The sequence below is a fragment of the Pengzhenrongella frigida genome (assembly GCF_004168625.1).
GTDB classification, from domain to species: domain Bacteria; phylum Actinomycetota; class Actinomycetes; order Actinomycetales; family Cellulomonadaceae; genus Pengzhenrongella; species Pengzhenrongella frigida.
Window position 1 is genome coordinate 1 of sequence record NZ_SDWW01000062.1, and the last position, 18,142, is coordinate 18,142.

Sequence of the window (18,142 nt, forward strand, 5' to 3'; positions counted from 1 at the left end):
TGTCCAGGGTTCCGGGGGCGGGGTTCGGGCAGGTCCCGCTGCGCAGGTACGCCACATCCGGATCCGGATCCGCACCAACTGCTCCGGCCGGTGCGGACAGATACCCGTCGGAACCTCCAAGCAGTCCGTCGATGATTGCCGAGTCGTCCTCGGCCCGTCCTCCGATGTCGGGCGCGATGTTCGCGATGTGAATGAGCGAAAGCAGCAGCAGCAGGAGGACCCTCGAGGAGCTTCGGCTCATCCCTGAGGCACCTCGGTGCTCGCCGCGCGAACTAGCCAGCCTTCTGAACTGTGCTCCAGAACGGCCGTGACCGTTGCGCGGCCAGTCCCCGGACTGGAAGCTGTGACGCTGCCCGATCGATCAAGGGTCTCTGAAGGTGCTTGGGAGACTGTCAGGTCGATCCGAAAGCGGTTGAGTGCCTCTGCAGGGATCGCGACTGACGATTCGACGGTGAGGCCACCACCAGTGAATCTGGTTCCGGCATCTGATGCGGTTTGGATGTCCGAGACAAGACCGGAGCAGAAGACGCACCCGGGATCGCTCATCGCCTTCCACGCATCGAGTTCCCCGCTGGCGAACGCATAGGTGTACAGCGAGATGAAGTAGGTGGCAGCGGCGATCGCACCCTCGGCGTCGTCGCGGTCCATCGCCGCGGGCCGCTCGGGGGCCGCGACGGTCGCCGGACTCGCGCTCGGGCTTGGGCGCGGGGGCGTCGTCGTCGGACTGGTGGTCACCGTCGGGCCGGCCCCGCTCGGCGAGGAGTGGTTCGGGGTCGGGACACCGGTGCAGCCGGTCAGCCCGAGCGCGAGCGCGAAGCTGACGACGACGGTGAGCGGGCGACACGCTGTGGTCCCGGTCCCGGTCCGGGTCCGTGTCTGGCTCGACACCGGCAACCGGGCACGGCCGCCCGCGTACTCGGTGGTGTCTCTGGTGCCGTCCTTGCGCTCCACGACGTTCCCCCTGCGCTCCGCCATGGCGCGACCGTAGCCGAGATGTCCGGTTCGTCACCGGCTTTCGTGGTCCTTGTGGACGGCGCCGGGTCTGGGGGCCGGATCGGGCTGACCTCAGCTCGCGCGCTGTACATGTGCAAAACGGGTGCGCTTTGTCGCATTGCTCCTCTACTGTCTCGAACACCGCAGGACGCTGCGTCGATGAGGGGGCACACATGGATGGCGTGGCGATCCTGGAGACCGAGGTCCGCGAGCTGATCCGCCGTCGCGGCCTCGACCCGGTCCGCGACCACCAGGGCATCAGGGATCTGGTGTCGGACGTCGTCGCCGACTACGACGAGCGTTCGTTGCTCGGCACGGTTCCTCCGCTCAGCGATGCGAGTGCGGCGATGAAGGCCGTGGTCGATGCCGTGGCCGGACTCGGCCCGCTGCAGAAGTACCTCGAGGACGACGAGATCGAGGAGATCTGGATCAACGCCCCCGCGCAGGTGTTCGTCGCGCGCCGCGGTGAGCCGGAGCTGACCACGACGATCCTCACGTCCGGTCAGGTCCGGGACCTGGTCGAGCAGATGCTCAAGGTCTCCGGTCGTCGGCTCGACCTGTCGAGCCCGTTCGTCGACGCCTCGTTGCCGGGCGGGGAGCGGCTGCACGTCGTGATCCCGGATGTGACCCGACAGCACTGGGCCGTCAACATCCGCAAGTACGTCGTGCGCGCGAACCACCTGGACGATCTGGTGGCGCTCGGCTCGCTCACCCCGCATGCGGCAGCGTTCCTCGACGCGGCCGTCGCCGTCGGGCTCAACGTGCTCGTCGCGGGTTCCACGCAGGCCGGCAAGACCACCATGCTGAACGCCCTCGCGGGCTCGATCCCCGCCCGCGAGCGCATCGTGACCTGCGAGGAGGTCTTCGAGCTGCGCATCATGCACCGTGACGTGGTCGCGCTGCAGTGTCGGCAGCCAAGCCTCGAGGGGACCGGCGAGATCCCGCTTCGGCGCCTGGTGAAGGAGGCCCTGAGGATGCGTCCGAGCCGCATCCTCATCGGTGAGGTGCGCGAGGCCGAGGCGCTCGACATGCTCGTCGCTCTCAATGCGGGCGTGCCCGGGATGTGCACGATCCACGCCAACAGCGCACGGGAGGCGCTCACCAAGATCTGCACGCTCCCGCTGCTCGCGGGGGAGAACGTCTCCGACCGGTTCGTGGTGCCGACCGTCGCGGCGGCGATCGATCTGGTCCTGCACCTCGAGGTCGACAGCCGCGGACGCCGCCGGGTGCGCGAGATCGTCGGCGTCCCGGGTCGGGCGGAGGGAGGGATCGTCGAGACGGCCGATCTCTTCCACCTCGACGCTGGGGTGCTCGTGCGCGGCGAGGGCTACCCGCCGCACCCGGACCGGTTCGCCGGGGCCGGGATCGACCTGCCCGCGCTGCTGCGCGGCGAGCGCTGACGCGGCGTCGGGCATGGGGGTCATGATCGGGCTGCTGCTCGGCGCGGGGCTGTTCTGCGTGTGGTGGTCGTGCTGGACCCCGGGCGCCGACCCGGTCGAGGGGCACGACGGCTGGGCCGACCGCACCCAGGACGTCCTGGTCCAGGCGGGTGCGCCGAGCGTGACTCCCGGGGCGTTGGTCACGACGTCCGTCGGCGTCGGGGTGCTCGTGCTGCTGACCGGGTCCGCGTTCACGGGGTCTCCGGCGATCGCGGCGTGCTTCGCGGTGATGGCGGCCCTGGCGCCGATGTCGCTCGTGCGGTCGAGGGCCCGACGGCGGCGGACCGCGCTGCGCGACGTCTGGCCCGAGGTCGTCGACAGCCTCGGGTCCGGTGTGCGCGCCGGCCTCTCGCTGCCGGAGGCCGTCGGCCAGCTCGGTGACCGCGGCCCGGTCGAGCTCCGCCCTGCCTTCCGCGCCTTCGCGGAGGACTACCGCACGATCGGCCGGTTCGGCGACTGCCTCGATGCGCTGAAGGCGCGCCTGGCCGACCCGGTGGCGGACCGCATCGTCGAGGCGCTGCGCATCACCCGCGACGTCGGCGGCATGGACCTCGGTCGCTTGCTCCGGACGCTGTCGGCCTTCCTCCGCGAGGACGCCCGGACCCGGGGCGAGCTCGAAGCACGCCAGAGCTGGACCGTGAACGCCGCGCGGCTTGCCGTCGCCGCGCCGTGGATCGTGCTCGCGCTGCTTGCGACGCGACCGGAGGCAGCCCAGGCGTTCAACACCGTGGCGGGCGGCGTCGTGCTGGTGGCCGGCGCCGCGAGCTCAGCCGTCGCCTACCGGCTGATGATCCGGATCGGGCGGCTGCCCGAAGATGTGCGCGTGCTGCGGTGACCGGCGTCGTGCTCGGCTCGATGATCGGCGCGCTCGGGGGCCTCGGGCTCTGGCTCGTGGTCCGGCGTCTGGGCGCCCGACGCGTGACGCTCGACGACCGCCTGGCGCCGTACCTGCGCACGCCGCGATCGTCGTCCGCGCTCCTGGGCGGGCCCGGGCGCACGCCTTTCCCGACCCTCGAACGACTCATCGCCCCCGTGATGGCCAACGGCGTCCGGCTGGTGACCCGGCTCGGCTCACCGTCCGCCGAGCTCCGCGGTCGCCTCGAACGCGCGGGCCGGCCGGAGTCGGTCGAGCAGTTCCGGGCCGCGCAGGTGGTCTGGGGTGTGATCGGTCTCGCCGGCGGGCTCGCGTTCGCGTTGGCGCTCGCGGCCGGTCGGGGGACGTCGCCGCTGGCGGGTGTGGTGCTCGTGCTGGCCTGCGGGCTCGCCGGGGTGCTCGCCCGGGACCAGCTCCTGGCGCGACAGGTCCATCAGCGCGAGGAGCGGATGCTGGCGGAGCTGCCGACCATCGCGGAGCTGCTCGCCCTGTCGGTCGGCGCGGGGGAGGGGCCGGTCGGCGCGCTCGAGCGCGTGGTGCGCACCACACGCGGCGTGCTCGCCGACGAGCTGGCCCTCACGCTGGCCGACGCCCGTTCAGGCACCCCCCTCGCACTGGCGCTCGAACGACTCGCGGACCGCACCGGGCTCGCGCCCCTGACGCGGTTCGCGGAGGGGGTCGCCGTCGCGATCGAACGGGGGACCCCGCTCGCCGAGGTTCTCCGCGCCCAGGCCCAGGACGTCCGGGAGTCGGGGCGGCGCGCGCTCATGGAAGCGGGCGGACGAAAGGAGGTACTGATGATGGTCCCGGTCGTCTTCCTCATCCTTCCGATCACTGTCGCTTTCGCCGTCTTCCCGAGCCTGGCCATCCTCCAATTCGCGCAGTGAGACGAACCAACGACGCAGCACACGCCACACGCCGACGAACAGGGGAGTCACCCGTGCAGCAGCAACTCGTGAACAGGTTCCTGAACAGCCGTGCATGGCCCAGCGGTGTCGCGCGGGCCCGGCGAGCCGGGGATCGCGGCGACGTCCCGGGCTGGGTCCTGGTCACCCTGATGACGGCGGGGCTGGTCATCGCGCTCTGGGCCGTCGCGGGCCCAGCGCTGACCAGCGTCTTCACCGACTCGATCGCGCGGGTCACCGGCCAGATCGGCGGATGAGGGGCGCTCGCGGCGACGCCGGCTCGGCGATCGTCGACTTCGCCCTGGTGGCGGGCCTGGTGACGCTCGTGTTCGCGGCGATCTTGCAGCTCACGCTCGCGGTGCACGTGCGGAACACGCTCGTGGACTGTGCGGCGGAGGGCGCCCGGTACGCCGCCCTGGCCGACCGCACCCCGGCCGACGGTGCCGACCGGACGCGTGCGCTGATCGCGATGTCGTTGGCTCCCGGGTTCGCCGACGACGTCGCGGTCTCCGACCGGGTGCTCGACGGGCTCTCGGTCGTCGAGGTCCGGGTCACCGCGCCCCTGCCGGTAGCCGGGCTGCTCGGTCCGGCAGGGGTCCTCACGGTGACCGGGCATGCGCTCCGCGAGGCGCCATGATCGCGAACCTGATCGCGAACCTGATCGCGAACCTGATCGCGAACCTGATCGTGCGTACGAGACCGCGGCCGCGAACCGGTCCGGCGGACGCGGGCAGTGCGGTCCTGGAGTTCCTCGCGCTCACGCTGCTGCTGCTGGTGCCGATCGTCTACCTCGTGCTGGTGCTGGGACGGCTTCAGGCCGCCACGTTCGCCGCCGAGGGCGCCGCGCGCGAGGCCGGGCGGGCGTTCACCACCGCGGCCGGGCCCGACGACGGCGCACGGCGGGCGGTCGCCGCGGTGCACCTCGCGCTCGCCGACCAGGGGTTCGAGGAGGTGGATGCCGCCGGTGCGCTCGGCCTGGAGTGCTCCACCGTCCCGTGTCTCGAACCGGGCAGCAGCGTGCTGGTCCGGGTCGTGCTCGACGTCGACCTGCCGTACGTGCCGGAGTTCGTCCGGTCTGTCGTCCCGCTGTCGGTGCCCGTGAGTGCGGAGCACGTTGCGCCGGTCGACCGGTTCGCGGAGGCGGGCTGACATGCGGACGCGGGTGCGGGCCAGGGTCCACCGCGCGGGGCGCGAGGCCGGCCAGATCACGCTGCTGTCGATCACGTTCGCCGCCCTGGCGCTGCTGCTGGTGACGGTGGTCGTCTCGGCCACGGGCGTGCACCTGGAGCGCAAACGGCTGCTGATCCTCGCCGACGACCTCGCCCTCCGGGCCGCCGACTCGCTCGACCTCGACGCGTTCTACCGGGGGCAGGCGCAGGCGCCGGTCGAGGGCGCCGTCGTGCCGCTGACCGACGCGGACGTGCGTCGGTCGGTAGAGGCCTACCTCGACCAGGCGACCAGGGCTACCGGGCTGGAGGGGCTGCAGGTCGTCGAAGCGGTCAGCCCCGACGGCCGCACCGCCCGGGTGACCCTGGCCGCCGTCGCGCGCCCCGCGCTGGTGAGCTGGGTGACCGCGCCGTGGTCGGACGGGATCGCGCTGCGGGCGACCGCCAGCGCCCGCGCCTGGTGAGGACGGGCCTGGTGAGGACGGTCCGAACCGGCCGGTAACCTGGACTCTCGTGGCAGCCACCGACTTTGCAGCCGAGATCCGCTCCCTGCGCAGCACCCTGGACTCGATCCAGGCCGTGTCTGACCCTGTAGCCCTGCGGACCAAGATCGCCGACCTCTCGGAGCAGGCCTCGGCCCCCGACCTGTGGGACGACCCCGACGCCGCGCAGGTCGTCACCTCCGCGCTGTCGCACTCCCAGAGCGAGCTGGAGCGGCTCGAGCGGTTCGGCAGCCGGATCGACGACCTCGAGACCCTCGTCGAGATGGCGACCGAAGACGTCGCCGCCAACCCCGCCGACGTCGCGCAGGCCCTCGACGAGGCCGAGGCCGAGCTGTCCGTCATCCGCAACGACCTGCGGGATCTCGAGGTGCGCACGCTGCTGTCGGGCGAGTACGACATCCGCGAGGCCGTGGTGACGATCCGGTCGGGTGCGGGCGGCGTCGACGCGGCGGACTTCGCCGAGATGCTCATGCGCATGTACCTGCGCTGGGCCGAGCGGCACGGCTACCCGACCACGGTGCTCGACACCTCCTACGCGGAGGAGGCCGGCCTGAAGTCCGCGACGTTCGAGGTCAAGGCGCCGTACGCGTTCGGGAACCTCTCGGTCGAGGCCGGCACCCACCGCCTGGTGCGGATCTCCCCGTTCGACAACCAGGGCCGGCGTCAGACGTCGTTCGCTGCGGTCGAGGTCATCCCGCTCATCGAGACGACCGACAGCGTCGAGATCCCCGAGAACGAGATCAAGGTCGACGTGTTCCGCTCGTCCGGACCCGGCGGGCAGTCGGTCAACACCACCGACTCCGCCGTGCGGATGACCCACATCCCGACCGGGATCGTCGTGTCGATGCAGAACGAGAAGTCCCAGATCCAGAACCGTGCCGCCGCCCTGCGCGTGCTCCAGTCCCGGCTGCTGCTGCAGCGTCAGGCCGAGGAGAACGCCGCGAAGAAGCTCATGGCGGGCGACATCAAGGCGAGCTGGGGCGACCAGATGCGCTCGTACGTGCTGCACCCGTACCAGATGGTCAAGGACCTGCGCACCGAGTACGAGGTCGGCAACACCTCCGGCGTGTTCGACGGCGAGATCGACGACTTCATCGAGGCCGGCATCCGGTGGCGACGCAGCCAGGACCTGCCGGAGTAGGAGGGGCAAACCGGTCACGGGCAGTCGAACCCGACAGCGACGCTGCTGCTCACAGGTTCGCGTGCGGCGTGTCTGCGGGGGAACGTCGGAGCGGCCTGCCTAGTCTTAATTTGGCCAAATCTCGACCCTCCCCGTCCCCCAGCATTGGTCATCGGCAGCTGTGATTCGTTTCGAGAACGTCACCAAGGTCTACGCGCGCGGCGCGCGGCCCGCACTCGACCAGGTCTCCCTGGAGATCGAGCGCGGCGAGTTCGTGTTCCTCGTGGGGACCTCGGGATCCGGCAAGTCCACCTTCCTGCACCTCGTCATGCGCGAGGAGCGCCCGACGGCGGGCAAGGTGTTCGTGGCCGGCCGCGACCTGTCGCTGCTGTCGACGTGGAAGGTCCCGCACCTGCGCCGACAGATCGGCGCGGTGTTCCAGGACTTCCGCCTGCTGCCGAACAAGACGGTGTTCGAGAACGTCGCATTCGCGCTGCAGGTGATCGGCAAGCCGCGCCACCACATCATGACCACGGTGCCCGACGTCCTCGAGATGGTCGGGCTCGCCGGGATGGAGAAGCGCCGCCCGCACGAGCTGTCCGGTGGTGAGCAGCAGCGCGTGGCGATCGCGCGCGCGTTCGTCAACCGGCCCTCGATCCTGCTCGCGGACGAGCCCACCGGAAACCTCGACCCGACCACCTCCCTGGGCATCATGCGGCTGCTGGACCGGATCAACCGGACCGGCACGACCGTGGTGATGGCCACCCACGACGACGAGATCGTCGACCAGATGCGCAAGCGCGTGATCGAGCTGTCCACCGGCGAGATGGTCCGTGACCAGTCCCGCGGTGTGTACGGCTCGGGGCGTTGAGGAGCTCAGAGTGAGACTGCAGTTCATCCTGTCCGAGATCGGTCTCGGTCTGCGACGCAACCTGTCGATGACCATCTCGGTCATCCTGGTGACGTTCGTGTCCCTGACGTTCGTCGGCGCCGCCGCGCTCCTGCAGCAGCAGATCTCGCAGATGAAGGACGACTGGTACGGCAAGGTCGAGGTCTCGGTCTTCCTGTGCCCGCGCGGCTCCGAGCTGCCGACCTGTGCGGCGGGGGAGGCCACGGCCGAGCAGATCGACGCGGTCCAGGCCGAGCTCGACTCCCCGGAGCTCGAGCCGTACATCCAGACGGTGTACTTCGAGAGCAAGGACGAGGCGTTCGCGTCGTTCCAGGAGAAGCTCTCCGACCAGCCGTGGGCCAAGGCGGTGACGGCCGACGACATGAACTCGTCCTACCGGGTCAAGCTCGCCGATCCGGAGAAGTACCAGGTGGTCGCGGACGTCCTCGCCGGGCGCCCCGGGGTCGAGGAGGTGCTCGACCAGCGGCGGATCTTCGACTCCCTGTTCCTCGTGCTCAACCGCGCGACGCTGCTGTCCGTCGGGCTCGCCACGGTGATGCTCCTCGCGGCGGTCCTGCTCATCACGACGACGATCCGGCTGTCGGCCCTGAGCCGGCGGCGGGAGACCGGCATCATGCGCCTGGTCGGCGCCTCGAACCTCTTCATCCAGCTGCCCTTCATGCTCGAGGGGGCGATCGCTGCCACCATCGGGGCGGGGCTCGCCGTCGGCGGCCTCTGGCTGGGGGTCCGCTATCTCGTCACGGACTGGCTGGGGAGCTCCGTGACCTTCGTCGACTACATCGACACGAGCAACGTCTGGACGATCGCCCCGATCCTGGTGGCCGTCGCGATCGTGCTGGCCGCGATCTCGTCGGTGGTCACCCTGAGCCGCTACACGAAGGTCTGAGTCCCATGACGCACTCTCGACCGACCCACGTGACCGGACCGAGCCGGGGGCGCAGCCGTCTGATCGCCGGCGCGCTGAGCGCGGTGCTCGTCCTGCTGACCGCGGCCGCCGGCCCGGCGCTCGCCGACAGCTTCGACGACCAGAAGGCCAGCGCGCGGGCCCGCGCCGCCGCCGCCGACGCCCGGGCCGACGCGGTCGCCGCGTCCATCGAGGGGCTGAGCGCCGAGCTCGGCCAGGCGGTCCTCGATCTGCAGGTCACCCAGGCCCGCCTTCCGCTGGCGCAGGCCGAGCTCGTGACCGCGCAGCTCGAGCTGGAGCGCACGCAGCGCGAGGCCACGCTCATCGCCGCGCGGCTCGTGGACGCGCAGGCGCAGGAGGTGGCGATCACCGAGACGATCGCCGTCGATGACGCGCGCGGTGAGGAGATCCGGACCGCCGTCGGGCAGATGGCCCGGCGCGCCTACAAGGGCGAAACGGCCGCGACCAGCCTCAGCGTGGTGATGGAGTCCACGAGCACCGCGGACTTCGTCGACCAGTACGGCATGATCTCGACCGCGCTGCGCACGCAGACCCAGGCCCTGGACGAGCTCGAGCAGATGGAGGCCACCAACCGCAACAGCCAGGCGCGGTTGACCGCGGTCAAGGACCGCGTCACCGAGCTCAAGGCCGAGGCCGACCAGAAGGTCGTCGAGGCCGATGCCGCGAAGGCCGCCGCTGTCGCCCGCGAGGCCGAGATCCAGCAGCTGATCGCCGACCAGACCGCCAAGCAGGCCGCCATCGCGTCGCTCAAGTCGCAGGCCGAGGCCGAGGCGGCGCAGATCGACGCCGAGGCCAACGCCATCGAGGCCGAGCTCGCCGACATCATCGCCCGGCAGCGCGCCGCGGAGGCGGCCGCCGCGGCTGCCGCGGCCGCAGCGGGGAAGCCCGCACGAGCTCCGGCCGGGCCGACCGGCAACATCCCGGGCGCCATCTTCGGCAACCCGACGTCGATCAGCCCGATGCACGTGACCTCGAGCTACGGGATGCGGCTGCACCCGATCCTCGGCTACGTGCGGCTGCACGCCGGGATCGACCTGCGCACGTACTGCGGCACGCCGCTGTACGCGCCGCGAGACGGCACGGTCCAGTGGGCGATGTCGCGGTTCGGGTTCGGCAACCAGGTGATGATCGACTACGGCTTCATCAACGGGAACTCGGTGATGTCGAGCTCGAACCACATGACCAGCTTCGCGGTCCGCAGCGGGCAGCACGTCGACCAGGGCCAGCTGATCGGGTACTCGGGGAACACCGGCACATCGGCCGCGTGCCACCTGCACTTCGAGGTGTACGTCAACGGGAGCACGCAAGACCCCGCCGGCATGCTCGGCCTCTGACCCGCCGCTCCGCGCGAGGGCACCCGCGCCGAGTCCTCTAGGCTGGACCGGCAGCACGGCGAGGACGAGCGAGAGGTTTCACGGTGGCCAAGGAGCAGGGGCGCAAGCTGGTCGCCAGCAACCGCAAGGCGCGACACGACTACTTCATCGAGGACGTGTTCGAGGCCGGGCTGGTGCTGATGGGCACGGAGGTCAAGGCGCTGCGCGCCGGGCGGGCCTCGCTCGTCGACGGCTACTGCACGATCGAGCGCGGCGAGGCCTGGCTCGAGGGCGTGCACATCCCCGAGTACTCGCAGGGCACGTGGACCAACCACGCGCCGCGGCGCAAGCGCAAGCTCCTCATGCATCGCTCCGAGATCGACCGCCTGTCGGACAAGACGCAGGAGAAGGGGCACACGATCGTGCCCCTCGGCCTGTACTTCGTGGACGGTCGCGCGAAGGTCGAGATCGCGCTCGCACGCGGCAAGAAGGAGTACGACAAGCGGCACACGCTGCGTGAGCAGCAGGACACCCGCGAGGCCCAGCGCGCCATCCAGACCCACCGTGACCGCTGACCGCCCGGCACCACCTGCGCGCTCCTTCCTCCGACGTCTCGGCACCACGTTCGCCCTTGCGGGCGCGCTCGGGGTGACGCTCGCGCTGCCGGCCCAGGCCGACTCGTCGTCGGGCAATGAGATCGAGCGGTACGACGTCCAGGTCGACCTGGCGGCGGACGGCACGATGGCCGTCCGCATCGAGTTCGCGTTCGACTTCGGCGACGATCCGGGGCACGGGCCCTACCTCACGCTGCCGAGCTCGCAGCGGTTCGACGCGGACTACGACCGCGTGTACGAGTTCTCGGACATCACGGCGGCCTCCGACGACCCGTCCACGGCGCCCGACGACCTCGAGGTCACCGAGGAGAACGGCTGGCTCCAGCTGCGGATCGGGGACCCCGACGTCGACGACGTCCGCGGGGTGCACCGGTACACGGTGACGTACACGGCGCGCGGCCTGGTGAACGCGGCGAATGCGACGAACGCCGGCGACGAGCTGAACTGGAACGTCCTCGGTGGCCAGTGGGAGATCCCGCTGAACGACATCACCGTGACGATCGATGGCCCGGCCGCGGTCGAGCAGGTCGGCTGCTTCGCCGGGCCGTTCCAGTCGACCAGCACCTGCGACAGCGCCACGGCCGACGGCGTGCGGGCTCAGTTCACGCAGCACGCGCTCGCGCCGCAGGAGGGCATGACCGTCGCGACGAGCTACGCGCCGGGCACCTTCACCGACGCCGCACCGATCCTGCGCGAGCGCTGGACCCCGGTCAAGGCGTTCGCCCTGACCCCGTGGACCGGTGGCACGGCTGCCGTCGTGCTGTTCGGCGGGCTCGGTCTCGTGCTCAGCCGCATCCGCCAACGCGGCCGCGACGAGCAGTACCTCGATCAGGTCCCGGGACTCGCGCCGCAGGCCGGCCAACCGGGCGACGTCCGACCGCGCGACCGCCGGATGCCGATCGCCGTCCACTTCACGCCGCCCGCGGGCTTCCAGGCGGGCCAGCTCGGCACGCTGATCGACGAGCGCGCCGACCCGCGTGACGTCACCGCCTCGATCGTCGACCTCGCGGTGCGCGGCTACCTGCGCATCGAGCAGACGGCCGAGGCGAACTTCCTCGGGCGCGGTGCGGACTGGAGCCTGGTGCAGCGGCGCCCGGCCGACGACGCCCTGACGACCTATGAGCGGACGCTGCTCGACGGCATCTTCGCCGGCCGGTCCACGGTGGCCCTGTCGGAGCTCAAGGCGACGTTCGCGGCCACGATGGCCACCGTCCAGGGCGAGCTGTACGAGGACGTCACCGCGCGCGGCTGGTTCCGGGGCAACCCGAAGACCGTGCGGACGCACTGGCTCGTGGCCGGCCTGGGCCTCGCGGTCCTGGGCGCGGGCCTGACCGTGCTCCTGGCCGCCTTCACGCGCGGGGCCCTGGTCGGGGTCGCCGTGTTCATGGTCGGGGTGGTGCTGTACGCCGTCGCCCGCAATGCGCCGGCGCGCACCGCGGCCGGGACTGCGGTGCTCGGCCAGACCCTCGGATTCCGGCAGTACCTCGCGACCGCCGAGGCGGAACAGCTGCGGTTCGAGGAGGGCGAGGACCTGTTCAGCCGGTACCTGCCCTACGCGATCGTGTTCGGGCTCACCGAGCGGTGGGCGGCGGTGTTCGCGCGCCTCGCCGCGCAGGGACGCGCCGTCGCGGAGCCGACCTGGTACGGCGGGCCCGGGTACGGGGTCGGGACGTTCTGGCTGGCGACGAACTCGTTCGGGCACGCGATGGAGAGCTTCTCGGCGATCGCGACCCAGTCGATCTCCGCACCGACCCCCGGGTCGTCCGGCCGGTCGGGATTCTCCGGCGGGTTCTCCGGTGGGGGAGTCGGCGGCGGTGGTGGCGGGGGCTGGTGACGGTCGCCGTGCGGTGACAGTCTTTGGCTCAGGCGCGACGACCGAAGATGGCCAGCAGCTTCGTCTGCGGGTCGTCCGTCGGCTCGCTCGGAAGCGGCTCCCCGAACAGCGGGTGCGGCAGCTCGGACGCCCGGCCGGTCCACTCGATGAGCAGGCGGTCCACCGTCAGGGGATCGATCGTCTCGTCGACGTGCAGCGCGATGGCCAGGTCCCACCCGTGGATGGCCAGGTCGGTCACCATCTCGTCGAGGTACTCGTGCGCGGCGCGGGTGCCGACCGACAGCTCGACGGTGCGCCCCCGGGCGGTCTCGTCCGCGAAGGCCGCGACGGCGGCTGCGATCGCCGCCCGCCAGGTCGCGACCGGGTCGTCGCCCAGCACGTCGCCGGCGAACTTGTCTCCGACCTCCGCGATCGTGCGGCCCGCGAGCAGCTCGGGTACCCACAGCTGCTCGGCGGTCAGGTGGTTCACGAGCTCTCGCACCGACCAGTCGATGCACGGCGTGGGCGCGTCCCAGTTCGTTCCCACCTCCTCGACCAGCAGGGTGAAGCGGTCGGCGTTGACTCGGTGCAGGCTCAGCAGCTCGTCCATTGCTCCAGTTTGCGACACCGGGCAGGGGGCCGCACGGCGAACTGAGGGGGCCGGCGGACGGTTGCGAGGGCTGCGGGCCGTGATGCGGAATGCCGGCGACGTCGGCCGCGTTCTCCCGTAGGATGGAAGCGCTGGCGAGGCGCACCGGAGACGGTGGGCAGCGGCGGTGGTTGACAACTGCACAGGGGGGTGATCGGTTTCGACGGTGATCGTCGATCCAGGAGAAGCGGGCCGAGGATGCAGGGTTATCTCGTGAACGCTCCCTGCAAAACCAATAGGTGCCAACAACACGCGCACCGACTTCGCACTCGCCGCCTGAGCGAGTCTTCGAAGTCCGTTAGCCCGAGTTTGCTCTCGCCTCGGTAGCTAGCGTCATCTAGAGAGATTGCTTGCAGCGTTTGTCGTCGCCGCTGCAGGGACTTAAGACGGCTGGGCCTGTCAGCAGCATGCTTGCTAGATTGCTGGGGCCGAGAAAAGCGCAGCAAGCTGCGCCCGGAGAAGTCCTGGTTCACAGTCATCGGACGCGGGTTCGATTCCCGCCACCTCCACCCCCTGGACCTGCACAAACGCAGGTCATGTTGACACAGAGGTAGCCATCCGTTGACGCGGATGGCTACTTTTGCGTCTATGGCCTCGGTTCGAGAGCGCAGACGCAGCGATGGGACGACGTCGTTCGCGGTGCTCTGGCGAGATCCGGAGACGGGACGCCAAACGTCGCTCACGTATGACGATGAGCGCGACGCGCGTGTAGCGAAGGAACTCATCGAGGCCGCCGGTGGCCATGCGGTCGAAGCCGCGCGAATTGCGGACGTGATTCGTAAGCCTGGTCCGACGGTGACCGACGTCGTGTCCGAGCACATCGACCTGTTGACGTCGGTCGGCCTGGACACGCGCGCGCACTACCGCCAACAGCTCGACTCGCACATCACCCCGACGATCGGCCCGTATCCGGTGTCTGGGATGACGTACCGGCACATGGCTGGATGGGTGCGCGCGATGAGCTCGAAGGGCCTGGCGCCGAAGACGATCGCCAACGTTCACGGTCTGCTGTCGGCGGCGATGTCGACGGCGGTGCGGCTCGGGTACCGCACGGACAACCCGTGCGCGGGAGTCGAACTGCCCAAGAGCCAGTCCACGCACGATGAGATGACCGTGCTCACCCGCGGCGAGTTCTCACTGCTGCTGTCGTGCGTAGCCGAGTTCTACCGGCCGCTCGTCGTCACTCTCGTGGCCACCGGGCTGCGGTGGGGCGAGGCCACAGCGCTCACGGCGGGCGACGTTGACCTCGGCGCGCGGCCGGCGACGCTTCGGGTGACGAAGGCCTGGAAGCGGGACGGGAACCGGCACTGGTTCGTCGGCCCGCCCAAGACGAAGCGGGCCCGGCGCACAGTGTCGCTGCCTGAGGACCTGGTCGATGTGCTGCTACCGCTGGTTGCCGCGAAGGCGCCCGACGAGCTCCTCTTCACCAACACGGTGGGATCGCAGCTGTCATCGTCGCGGTTCTGGACGACGACGTGGACCCCGGCGCTGGATGCGGCGTGCCGCCCGCTGAAGGCGGACGGGTCGCCCGACCCCGACGCGCCGCGGCTGACGAAGCGACCGCGGGTGCACGACCTGCGGCACACGCACGCGTCGTGGATGATCGCCGCGGGGACGGACCTGTTCGTGCTGCAGCGGCGGCTGGGACACGAGTCCATCACGACGACGACGGACACGTACTCGCACCTACTGCCCGATCAACAGACGGCCGCTGCAGAGGCGGCGAACCGTGCGCTGGGCGGACTGACGCTGGCATTCGGAAGTGAGCCTCGTGGTGCGTGACGATTCGCGTTACGATGGAGTGTCGCTTCCTCCGATCACCTGGAGTGAAGAGTCCGAGGATCACATCGCTCGCCATCGGGTCGTTCCCGAGGAGGTCCAGGAGGCGCTCTACATGAGCCCACGGTGGATCACCCCAGGGCGAGGCGGAACGACCCTCGTGTTCGCGATGTCCGATGCCGGCCGGCACCTGCTGATCGTCATCGCACCAGCCCTCGACGGCGGCGTGTACATCGTCACCGCCCGAGACCAGACCGACTCTGAGAGACGCACGTTCCGCCGAAAGGGGCGATGACATGACCGCTGGCGACCTGGACGCACTCCGCGAGTACTACGACGAAACCGACACGTCCGGCGAGCTCGAGAAGGCAAAGCTCGATACCTCCGTCATCGCGGAGCCGATGGTCGGGATCACGATCCGGATGCCTGCGGCGACCCTTGATGCTGCCCGCGTCATCGCGCGCCGCGACGGGGTCAAGGTCACGGCGCTCCTGCGCGACTGGGTCGAGCAGCGGGTAGCCGACGGCGCGGATGAGGAGCAGGTGGTCTCTGTCGCCGACCTTCGACGTCTGATCGCCCACAACGCGCATCAGCCGCTTGGAGGCTGAGTCGACGGCCCCTCGGATCATCCGTCGGAAGAGGATTCGCTGAGCGCCTCATTTTCACGAGGCAATGCGCCGATGAATTGGGCGTGGTCAACTCACTACGCATCTGGATCGAAGTCCGTCGCAACCGACGAAGGGCCGGCGCTCGGGCGCGCCGCAAGTACAACGATCTGAGAAAAGCGTGGCTGCAGCGCAACCGAAAGTGGTGGCTCCTCATGGTTGTGCTCGGCATTGGCGCCGGGATCCTGCTCACCTGGCTGGTCAACCTGGGACCGGGGGATCAGAGCTGGGCTGGGCCCGCCGTCGCAGGTGCGTTGTTCGCGACCCTCCTGCTGATGCGCCAGTCGCCTCCGGTGTCGATCGCCAGCTGGCAGGAAGGCGCATTCGGCGAGGAGGAGACGGCCAAACAGCTCCGCGGACTTGAGAAGGAGGGCTGGGTCGTGCTGCACGACCTTGCCAACGGCTCGAAGAACTTCGACCACGTTGTGCTCGGCCCGACCGGTGTCTACTGCCTCAACTCGAAGTGGTCTGGATACCGGCTCGAGCCCGGCGAGGACGGCCGGCTTGTAGGGCGACACAAGTATGACGACGACATCTACCTCAGCATCACCTCGGTCGTGAAGCGTTCCCGCGGAGAGGCCGCCGCCCTCAGCGAGCAGATCGAGAAGCGCTGCGGCAAGCGCCTTTGGGTGCAGCCCGTCATCGTTTGGTGGGGAGACGTCACCAACGGCGGAAGGACCGTCGACGGCGTGGGAGTGGTGCAGGGAAAGGTGTTGGCGGACCGGCTGCGCGCTCAGAAGGGCCGACAGGTCCCGCAGTTCGACCGAGTCGTCGACGTCCTGCGGCCGGGTCGGCACGCGCAGCAGTAACCCGTCTCGCATGCAGCTCCCAGTCGTTGATGTATCGCAGCGCTCTCGAGGGCCCTTGAGGGCGCGTCGGCGTGGTCAACGCAGTGTGGATGACGCTATTCAGAACAGCTGGCTGTCGCCCTGAACGTGCGGCCGGCGGCGGTGAGAGGCCAACGACCGGCTCGTCGCGCCGAGCGCCGTAAGGTCGAGCGACGCGGTGGGTGGCGGCTCGGCGGTCAACGATCGCTCTTCGACGGTGAAGTGCTGGATCAGCGTGTCGATGTGCTCCTGCAGGAAGCGTATGCGGGCCTTGCCGAGGCGAAGGTGGGGGATCCGCCCGCGCCGTGCTTGCTCGCGCACCCACCAGGCGGAGGTGCCGAGCTGCTCTGCGACGTCCTCGGGGCTGAACGTGAGCCGTTCGGAGCTCATGGACGCAACCACCTTCCAAGAGAGAGCCGTCGGAAGCAGGTATGCGGATTGCGGTGCAACACGCGAGGTTGGGAGACGAACCTGTGGATCCGGCCTGGTCTGCTCGCTCTCGCAGGGTCTACTCGCGGTCCCCGAACCGTTGCCGAGCTCCCTGCCTGCTGATCCCGAGCGCAGCCCCGATCTCCGGCCAAGACGCGCCCGCAGCTCGTTCGCGGGCAACCTCCTGCGCGATAGCGAACTCGGCGCCGCGCAGCGCTAGAAGTGCCTTCTCGCGCTCGGCGGAAAGGAGACGGAGCCGCGCGCCAAACTGCGTCCCACTCGTCAGCATTGAGCTGCGGGATATCCGCGACGCGGATGTCCGCTCGCTATCGTCGCTTGTCCCACTGGAACTGGCGGTGCCGCTCGTGCCGACTCTCGGCGGCGGAACTTGGCCCGGGTCGACCCGAGTGCGGTGACGACTCTTCTTGACGCGCCTGCCCTTGCCCACGATGCCTCCGAGTCTTCGAACGGCTGACGAGTGACCCGCAACTATCGTCGGGCGGGGGACTGACAACCAGCGTTGTCGGCTAGTGCCAGAAGTGTCCGCTACTTCCTGGCAGCACTCTGCCCCGCCTCGACGACACGATTCGCTCTGAAGCGAGCTTGGTGCGTGCCGCCGTGAGGCCCGTGTCAACGTGCGTCCCGGTGGCTCCAACGGACCGATCGGGTTCAGGCGCGTGAGTCCCTGTTCGTCAGCCGGCCGTTGTGCGCAGATTCTTCGATATCGTCGGATGGGACGTAGGCGCCGACGCGGTCAAGCGTGTGGTGCTGCTCGACCGCACGATTCATGCGCCGGGGCAGCTCTCAGCACATGACCGAACGGGCGCTGAGCCATGCACAGATGCGATCAGGCAGCCCTCGACGAGTTCGCCGGATCCACACGGCGCCCGCCAGCGCGCATAACGACCCGCGAGCCTGCGTGCGCCATGCGGGCTCGTTGGAAACCTTCGGTGACCGGGTGTTGATCACGCTGGTGACAATGAACCGAAAAGACCACATGCCAAACCGCCCGAAAAAACTTGTGCTTCGAGCACAGCGAGTTGCACTCGAGCCCGCCATGCCTGCCGGGAGTACATTGCCGTTTGGCGTGATCTGAACCCGAATCGCCGTGACACCATGGAACCGAAGCGGTAGGTTTGAGGGCTCTTCGTTCTTAACCGGGCAGATCGGTGTTCTTGGCTGCCTCCCGGCGGTGTTTGCGGGTGCAGGCCCAGCGTA

The 18,142-nt window shown here is 69.8% G+C and carries 22 protein-coding genes and 1 other RNA gene; 19 read left to right on the top strand and 4 right to left on the bottom strand.

The features are described from left to right. Both EUA98_RS20095 and EUA98_RS20600 read right to left on the bottom strand, forming a co-directional pair. A partial coding sequence (locus tag EUA98_RS20095) for a hypothetical protein (RefSeq protein ID WP_207219145.1) occupies positions 1–241 on the bottom strand: 241 nt, incomplete at its 3' end. Further along, positions 238–648: a DUF6318 family protein gene (locus EUA98_RS20600; RefSeq protein WP_350339515.1), complete on the bottom strand. Its 411-nt coding sequence runs from the start codon at positions 646–648 to the stop codon at positions 238–240. The genes EUA98_RS20600 and EUA98_RS20095, both read right to left, overlap by 4 nt. Between EUA98_RS20600 and EUA98_RS17855 the strand changes: the two genes are divergently transcribed. The 14 genes from EUA98_RS17855 to EUA98_RS17920 all read left to right on the top strand — a co-directional run bounded on the left by EUA98_RS17855 (position 608) and on the right by EUA98_RS17920 (position 12,596). After that, a complete protein-coding gene (locus tag EUA98_RS17855; RefSeq protein ID WP_130104050.1) occupies positions 608–988 on the top strand; it encodes a hypothetical protein in 381 nt (126 codons plus the stop codon). The genes EUA98_RS20600 and EUA98_RS17855 overlap by 41 nt on opposite strands. A gap of 178 nt (positions 989–1,166) precedes the next feature. Further along, positions 1,167–2,393 (top strand): TadA family conjugal transfer-associated ATPase, encoded by a 1,227-nt coding sequence (locus EUA98_RS17860; RefSeq protein WP_130104051.1) that lies wholly within the window; start codon positions 1,167–1,169, stop codon positions 2,391–2,393. Positions 2,394–2,406: 13 nt separating this feature from the next. Then, positions 2,407–3,267: a type II secretion system F family protein gene (locus tag EUA98_RS17865; RefSeq protein WP_130104052.1), complete on the top strand. Its 861-nt coding sequence runs from the start codon at positions 2,407–2,409 to the stop codon at positions 3,265–3,267. Further along, positions 3,264–4,193: a type II secretion system F family protein gene (locus EUA98_RS17870; RefSeq protein WP_242511687.1), complete on the top strand. Its 930-nt coding sequence runs from the start codon at positions 3,264–3,266 to the stop codon at positions 4,191–4,193. The genes EUA98_RS17865 and EUA98_RS17870 overlap by 4 nt, the downstream gene beginning before the upstream one ends. An 80-nt stretch (positions 4,194–4,273) precedes the next feature. Further along, positions 4,274–4,468, top strand: a complete 195-nt coding sequence (locus tag EUA98_RS17875) for a hypothetical protein (RefSeq protein WP_130104069.1) — start codon at positions 4,274–4,276, stop codon at positions 4,466–4,468. Further along, on the top strand, positions 4,465–4,848 hold the full coding sequence (locus EUA98_RS17880; protein WP_130104053.1) for a TadE/TadG family type IV pilus assembly protein: 384 nt from the start codon (positions 4,465–4,467) through the stop codon (positions 4,846–4,848). Before EUA98_RS17875 ends, EUA98_RS17880 begins: the two co-directional genes overlap by 4 nt. Further along, entirely contained in the window at positions 4,845–5,360 is a 516-nt protein-coding gene (locus tag EUA98_RS17885) for a pilus assembly protein (protein ID WP_242511689.1), read from the top strand. Before EUA98_RS17880 ends, EUA98_RS17885 begins: the two co-directional genes overlap by 4 nt. Before the next feature lies 1 nt (position 5,361). After that, positions 5,362–5,841: a hypothetical protein gene (locus EUA98_RS17890; RefSeq protein WP_130104054.1), complete on the top strand. Its 480-nt coding sequence runs from the start codon at positions 5,362–5,364 to the stop codon at positions 5,839–5,841. Positions 5,842–5,890: 49 nt separating this feature from the next. After that, the gene (gene prfB, locus EUA98_RS17895) at positions 5,891–7,021 is read left to right on the top strand and encodes a peptide chain release factor 2 (protein WP_130104055.1); all 1,131 of its coding nucleotides are present in this window, start codon (positions 5,891–5,893) and stop codon (positions 7,019–7,021) included. A gap of 160 nt (positions 7,022–7,181) precedes the next feature. Further along, the gene (ftsE, locus tag EUA98_RS17900; RefSeq protein ID WP_130104056.1) at positions 7,182–7,871 is read left to right on the top strand and encodes a cell division ATP-binding protein FtsE; all 690 of its coding nucleotides are present in this window, start codon (positions 7,182–7,184) and stop codon (positions 7,869–7,871) included. Between the two features lie 10 nt (positions 7,872–7,881). Next, entirely contained in the window at positions 7,882–8,796 is a 915-nt protein-coding gene (ftsX, locus tag EUA98_RS17905) for a permease-like cell division protein FtsX (protein WP_130104057.1), read from the top strand. 5 nt (positions 8,797–8,801) lie between these two features. Then, positions 8,802–10,169 (top strand): M23 family metallopeptidase, encoded by a 1,368-nt coding sequence (locus tag EUA98_RS17910; protein WP_130104058.1) that lies wholly within the window; start codon positions 8,802–8,804, stop codon positions 10,167–10,169. An 83-nt stretch (positions 10,170–10,252) separates the two neighbouring features. Beyond that, positions 10,253–10,723: an SsrA-binding protein SmpB gene (gene smpB / locus EUA98_RS17915; protein ID WP_130104059.1), complete on the top strand. Its 471-nt coding sequence runs from the start codon at positions 10,253–10,255 to the stop codon at positions 10,721–10,723. Next, on the top strand, positions 10,713–12,596 hold the full coding sequence (locus EUA98_RS17920) for a DUF2207 domain-containing protein (protein ID WP_130104060.1): 1,884 nt from the start codon (positions 10,713–10,715) through the stop codon (positions 12,594–12,596). Before smpB ends, EUA98_RS17920 begins: the two co-directional genes overlap by 11 nt. A gap of 28 nt (positions 12,597–12,624) precedes the next feature. Here EUA98_RS17920 and EUA98_RS17925 read toward each other — a convergent pair whose 3' ends face one another. Further along, entirely contained in the window at positions 12,625–13,185 is a 561-nt protein-coding gene (locus tag EUA98_RS17925; RefSeq protein WP_130104061.1) for a TIGR03086 family metal-binding protein, read from the bottom strand. A 185-nt stretch (positions 13,186–13,370) separates the two neighbouring features. Here EUA98_RS17925 and ssrA point away from each other — a divergent pair. The 5 genes from ssrA to EUA98_RS17950 all read left to right on the top strand — a co-directional run bounded on the left by ssrA (position 13,371) and on the right by EUA98_RS17950 (position 16,477). Continuing rightward, positions 13,371–13,736, top strand: a transfer-messenger RNA (tmRNA) gene (gene ssrA, locus EUA98_RS17930). A 283-nt stretch (positions 13,737–14,019) separates the two neighbouring features. Beyond that, positions 14,020–15,006: a tyrosine-type recombinase/integrase gene (locus tag EUA98_RS17935; protein WP_242511691.1), complete on the top strand. Its 987-nt coding sequence runs from the start codon at positions 14,020–14,022 to the stop codon at positions 15,004–15,006. Next, positions 14,987–15,298: a BrnT family toxin gene (locus EUA98_RS17940; RefSeq protein WP_130104063.1), complete on the top strand. Its 312-nt coding sequence runs from the start codon at positions 14,987–14,989 to the stop codon at positions 15,296–15,298. Before EUA98_RS17935 ends, EUA98_RS17940 begins: the two co-directional genes overlap by 20 nt. A gap of 1 nt (position 15,299) precedes the next feature. Next, a complete protein-coding gene (locus EUA98_RS17945) occupies positions 15,300–15,611 on the top strand; it encodes a hypothetical protein (RefSeq protein WP_130104064.1) in 312 nt (103 codons plus the stop codon). Between the two features lie 83 nt (positions 15,612–15,694). After that, on the top strand, positions 15,695–16,477 hold the full coding sequence (locus EUA98_RS17950; protein ID WP_130104065.1) for a nuclease-related domain-containing protein: 783 nt from the start codon (positions 15,695–15,697) through the stop codon (positions 16,475–16,477). A gap of 99 nt (positions 16,478–16,576) precedes the next feature. Here EUA98_RS17950 and EUA98_RS17955 read toward each other — a convergent pair whose 3' ends face one another. Further along, a complete protein-coding gene (locus EUA98_RS17955) occupies positions 16,577–16,885 on the bottom strand; it encodes a helix-turn-helix domain-containing protein (RefSeq protein WP_130104066.1) in 309 nt (102 codons plus the stop codon). Positions 16,886–18,142: the final 1,257 nt, after the last annotated feature.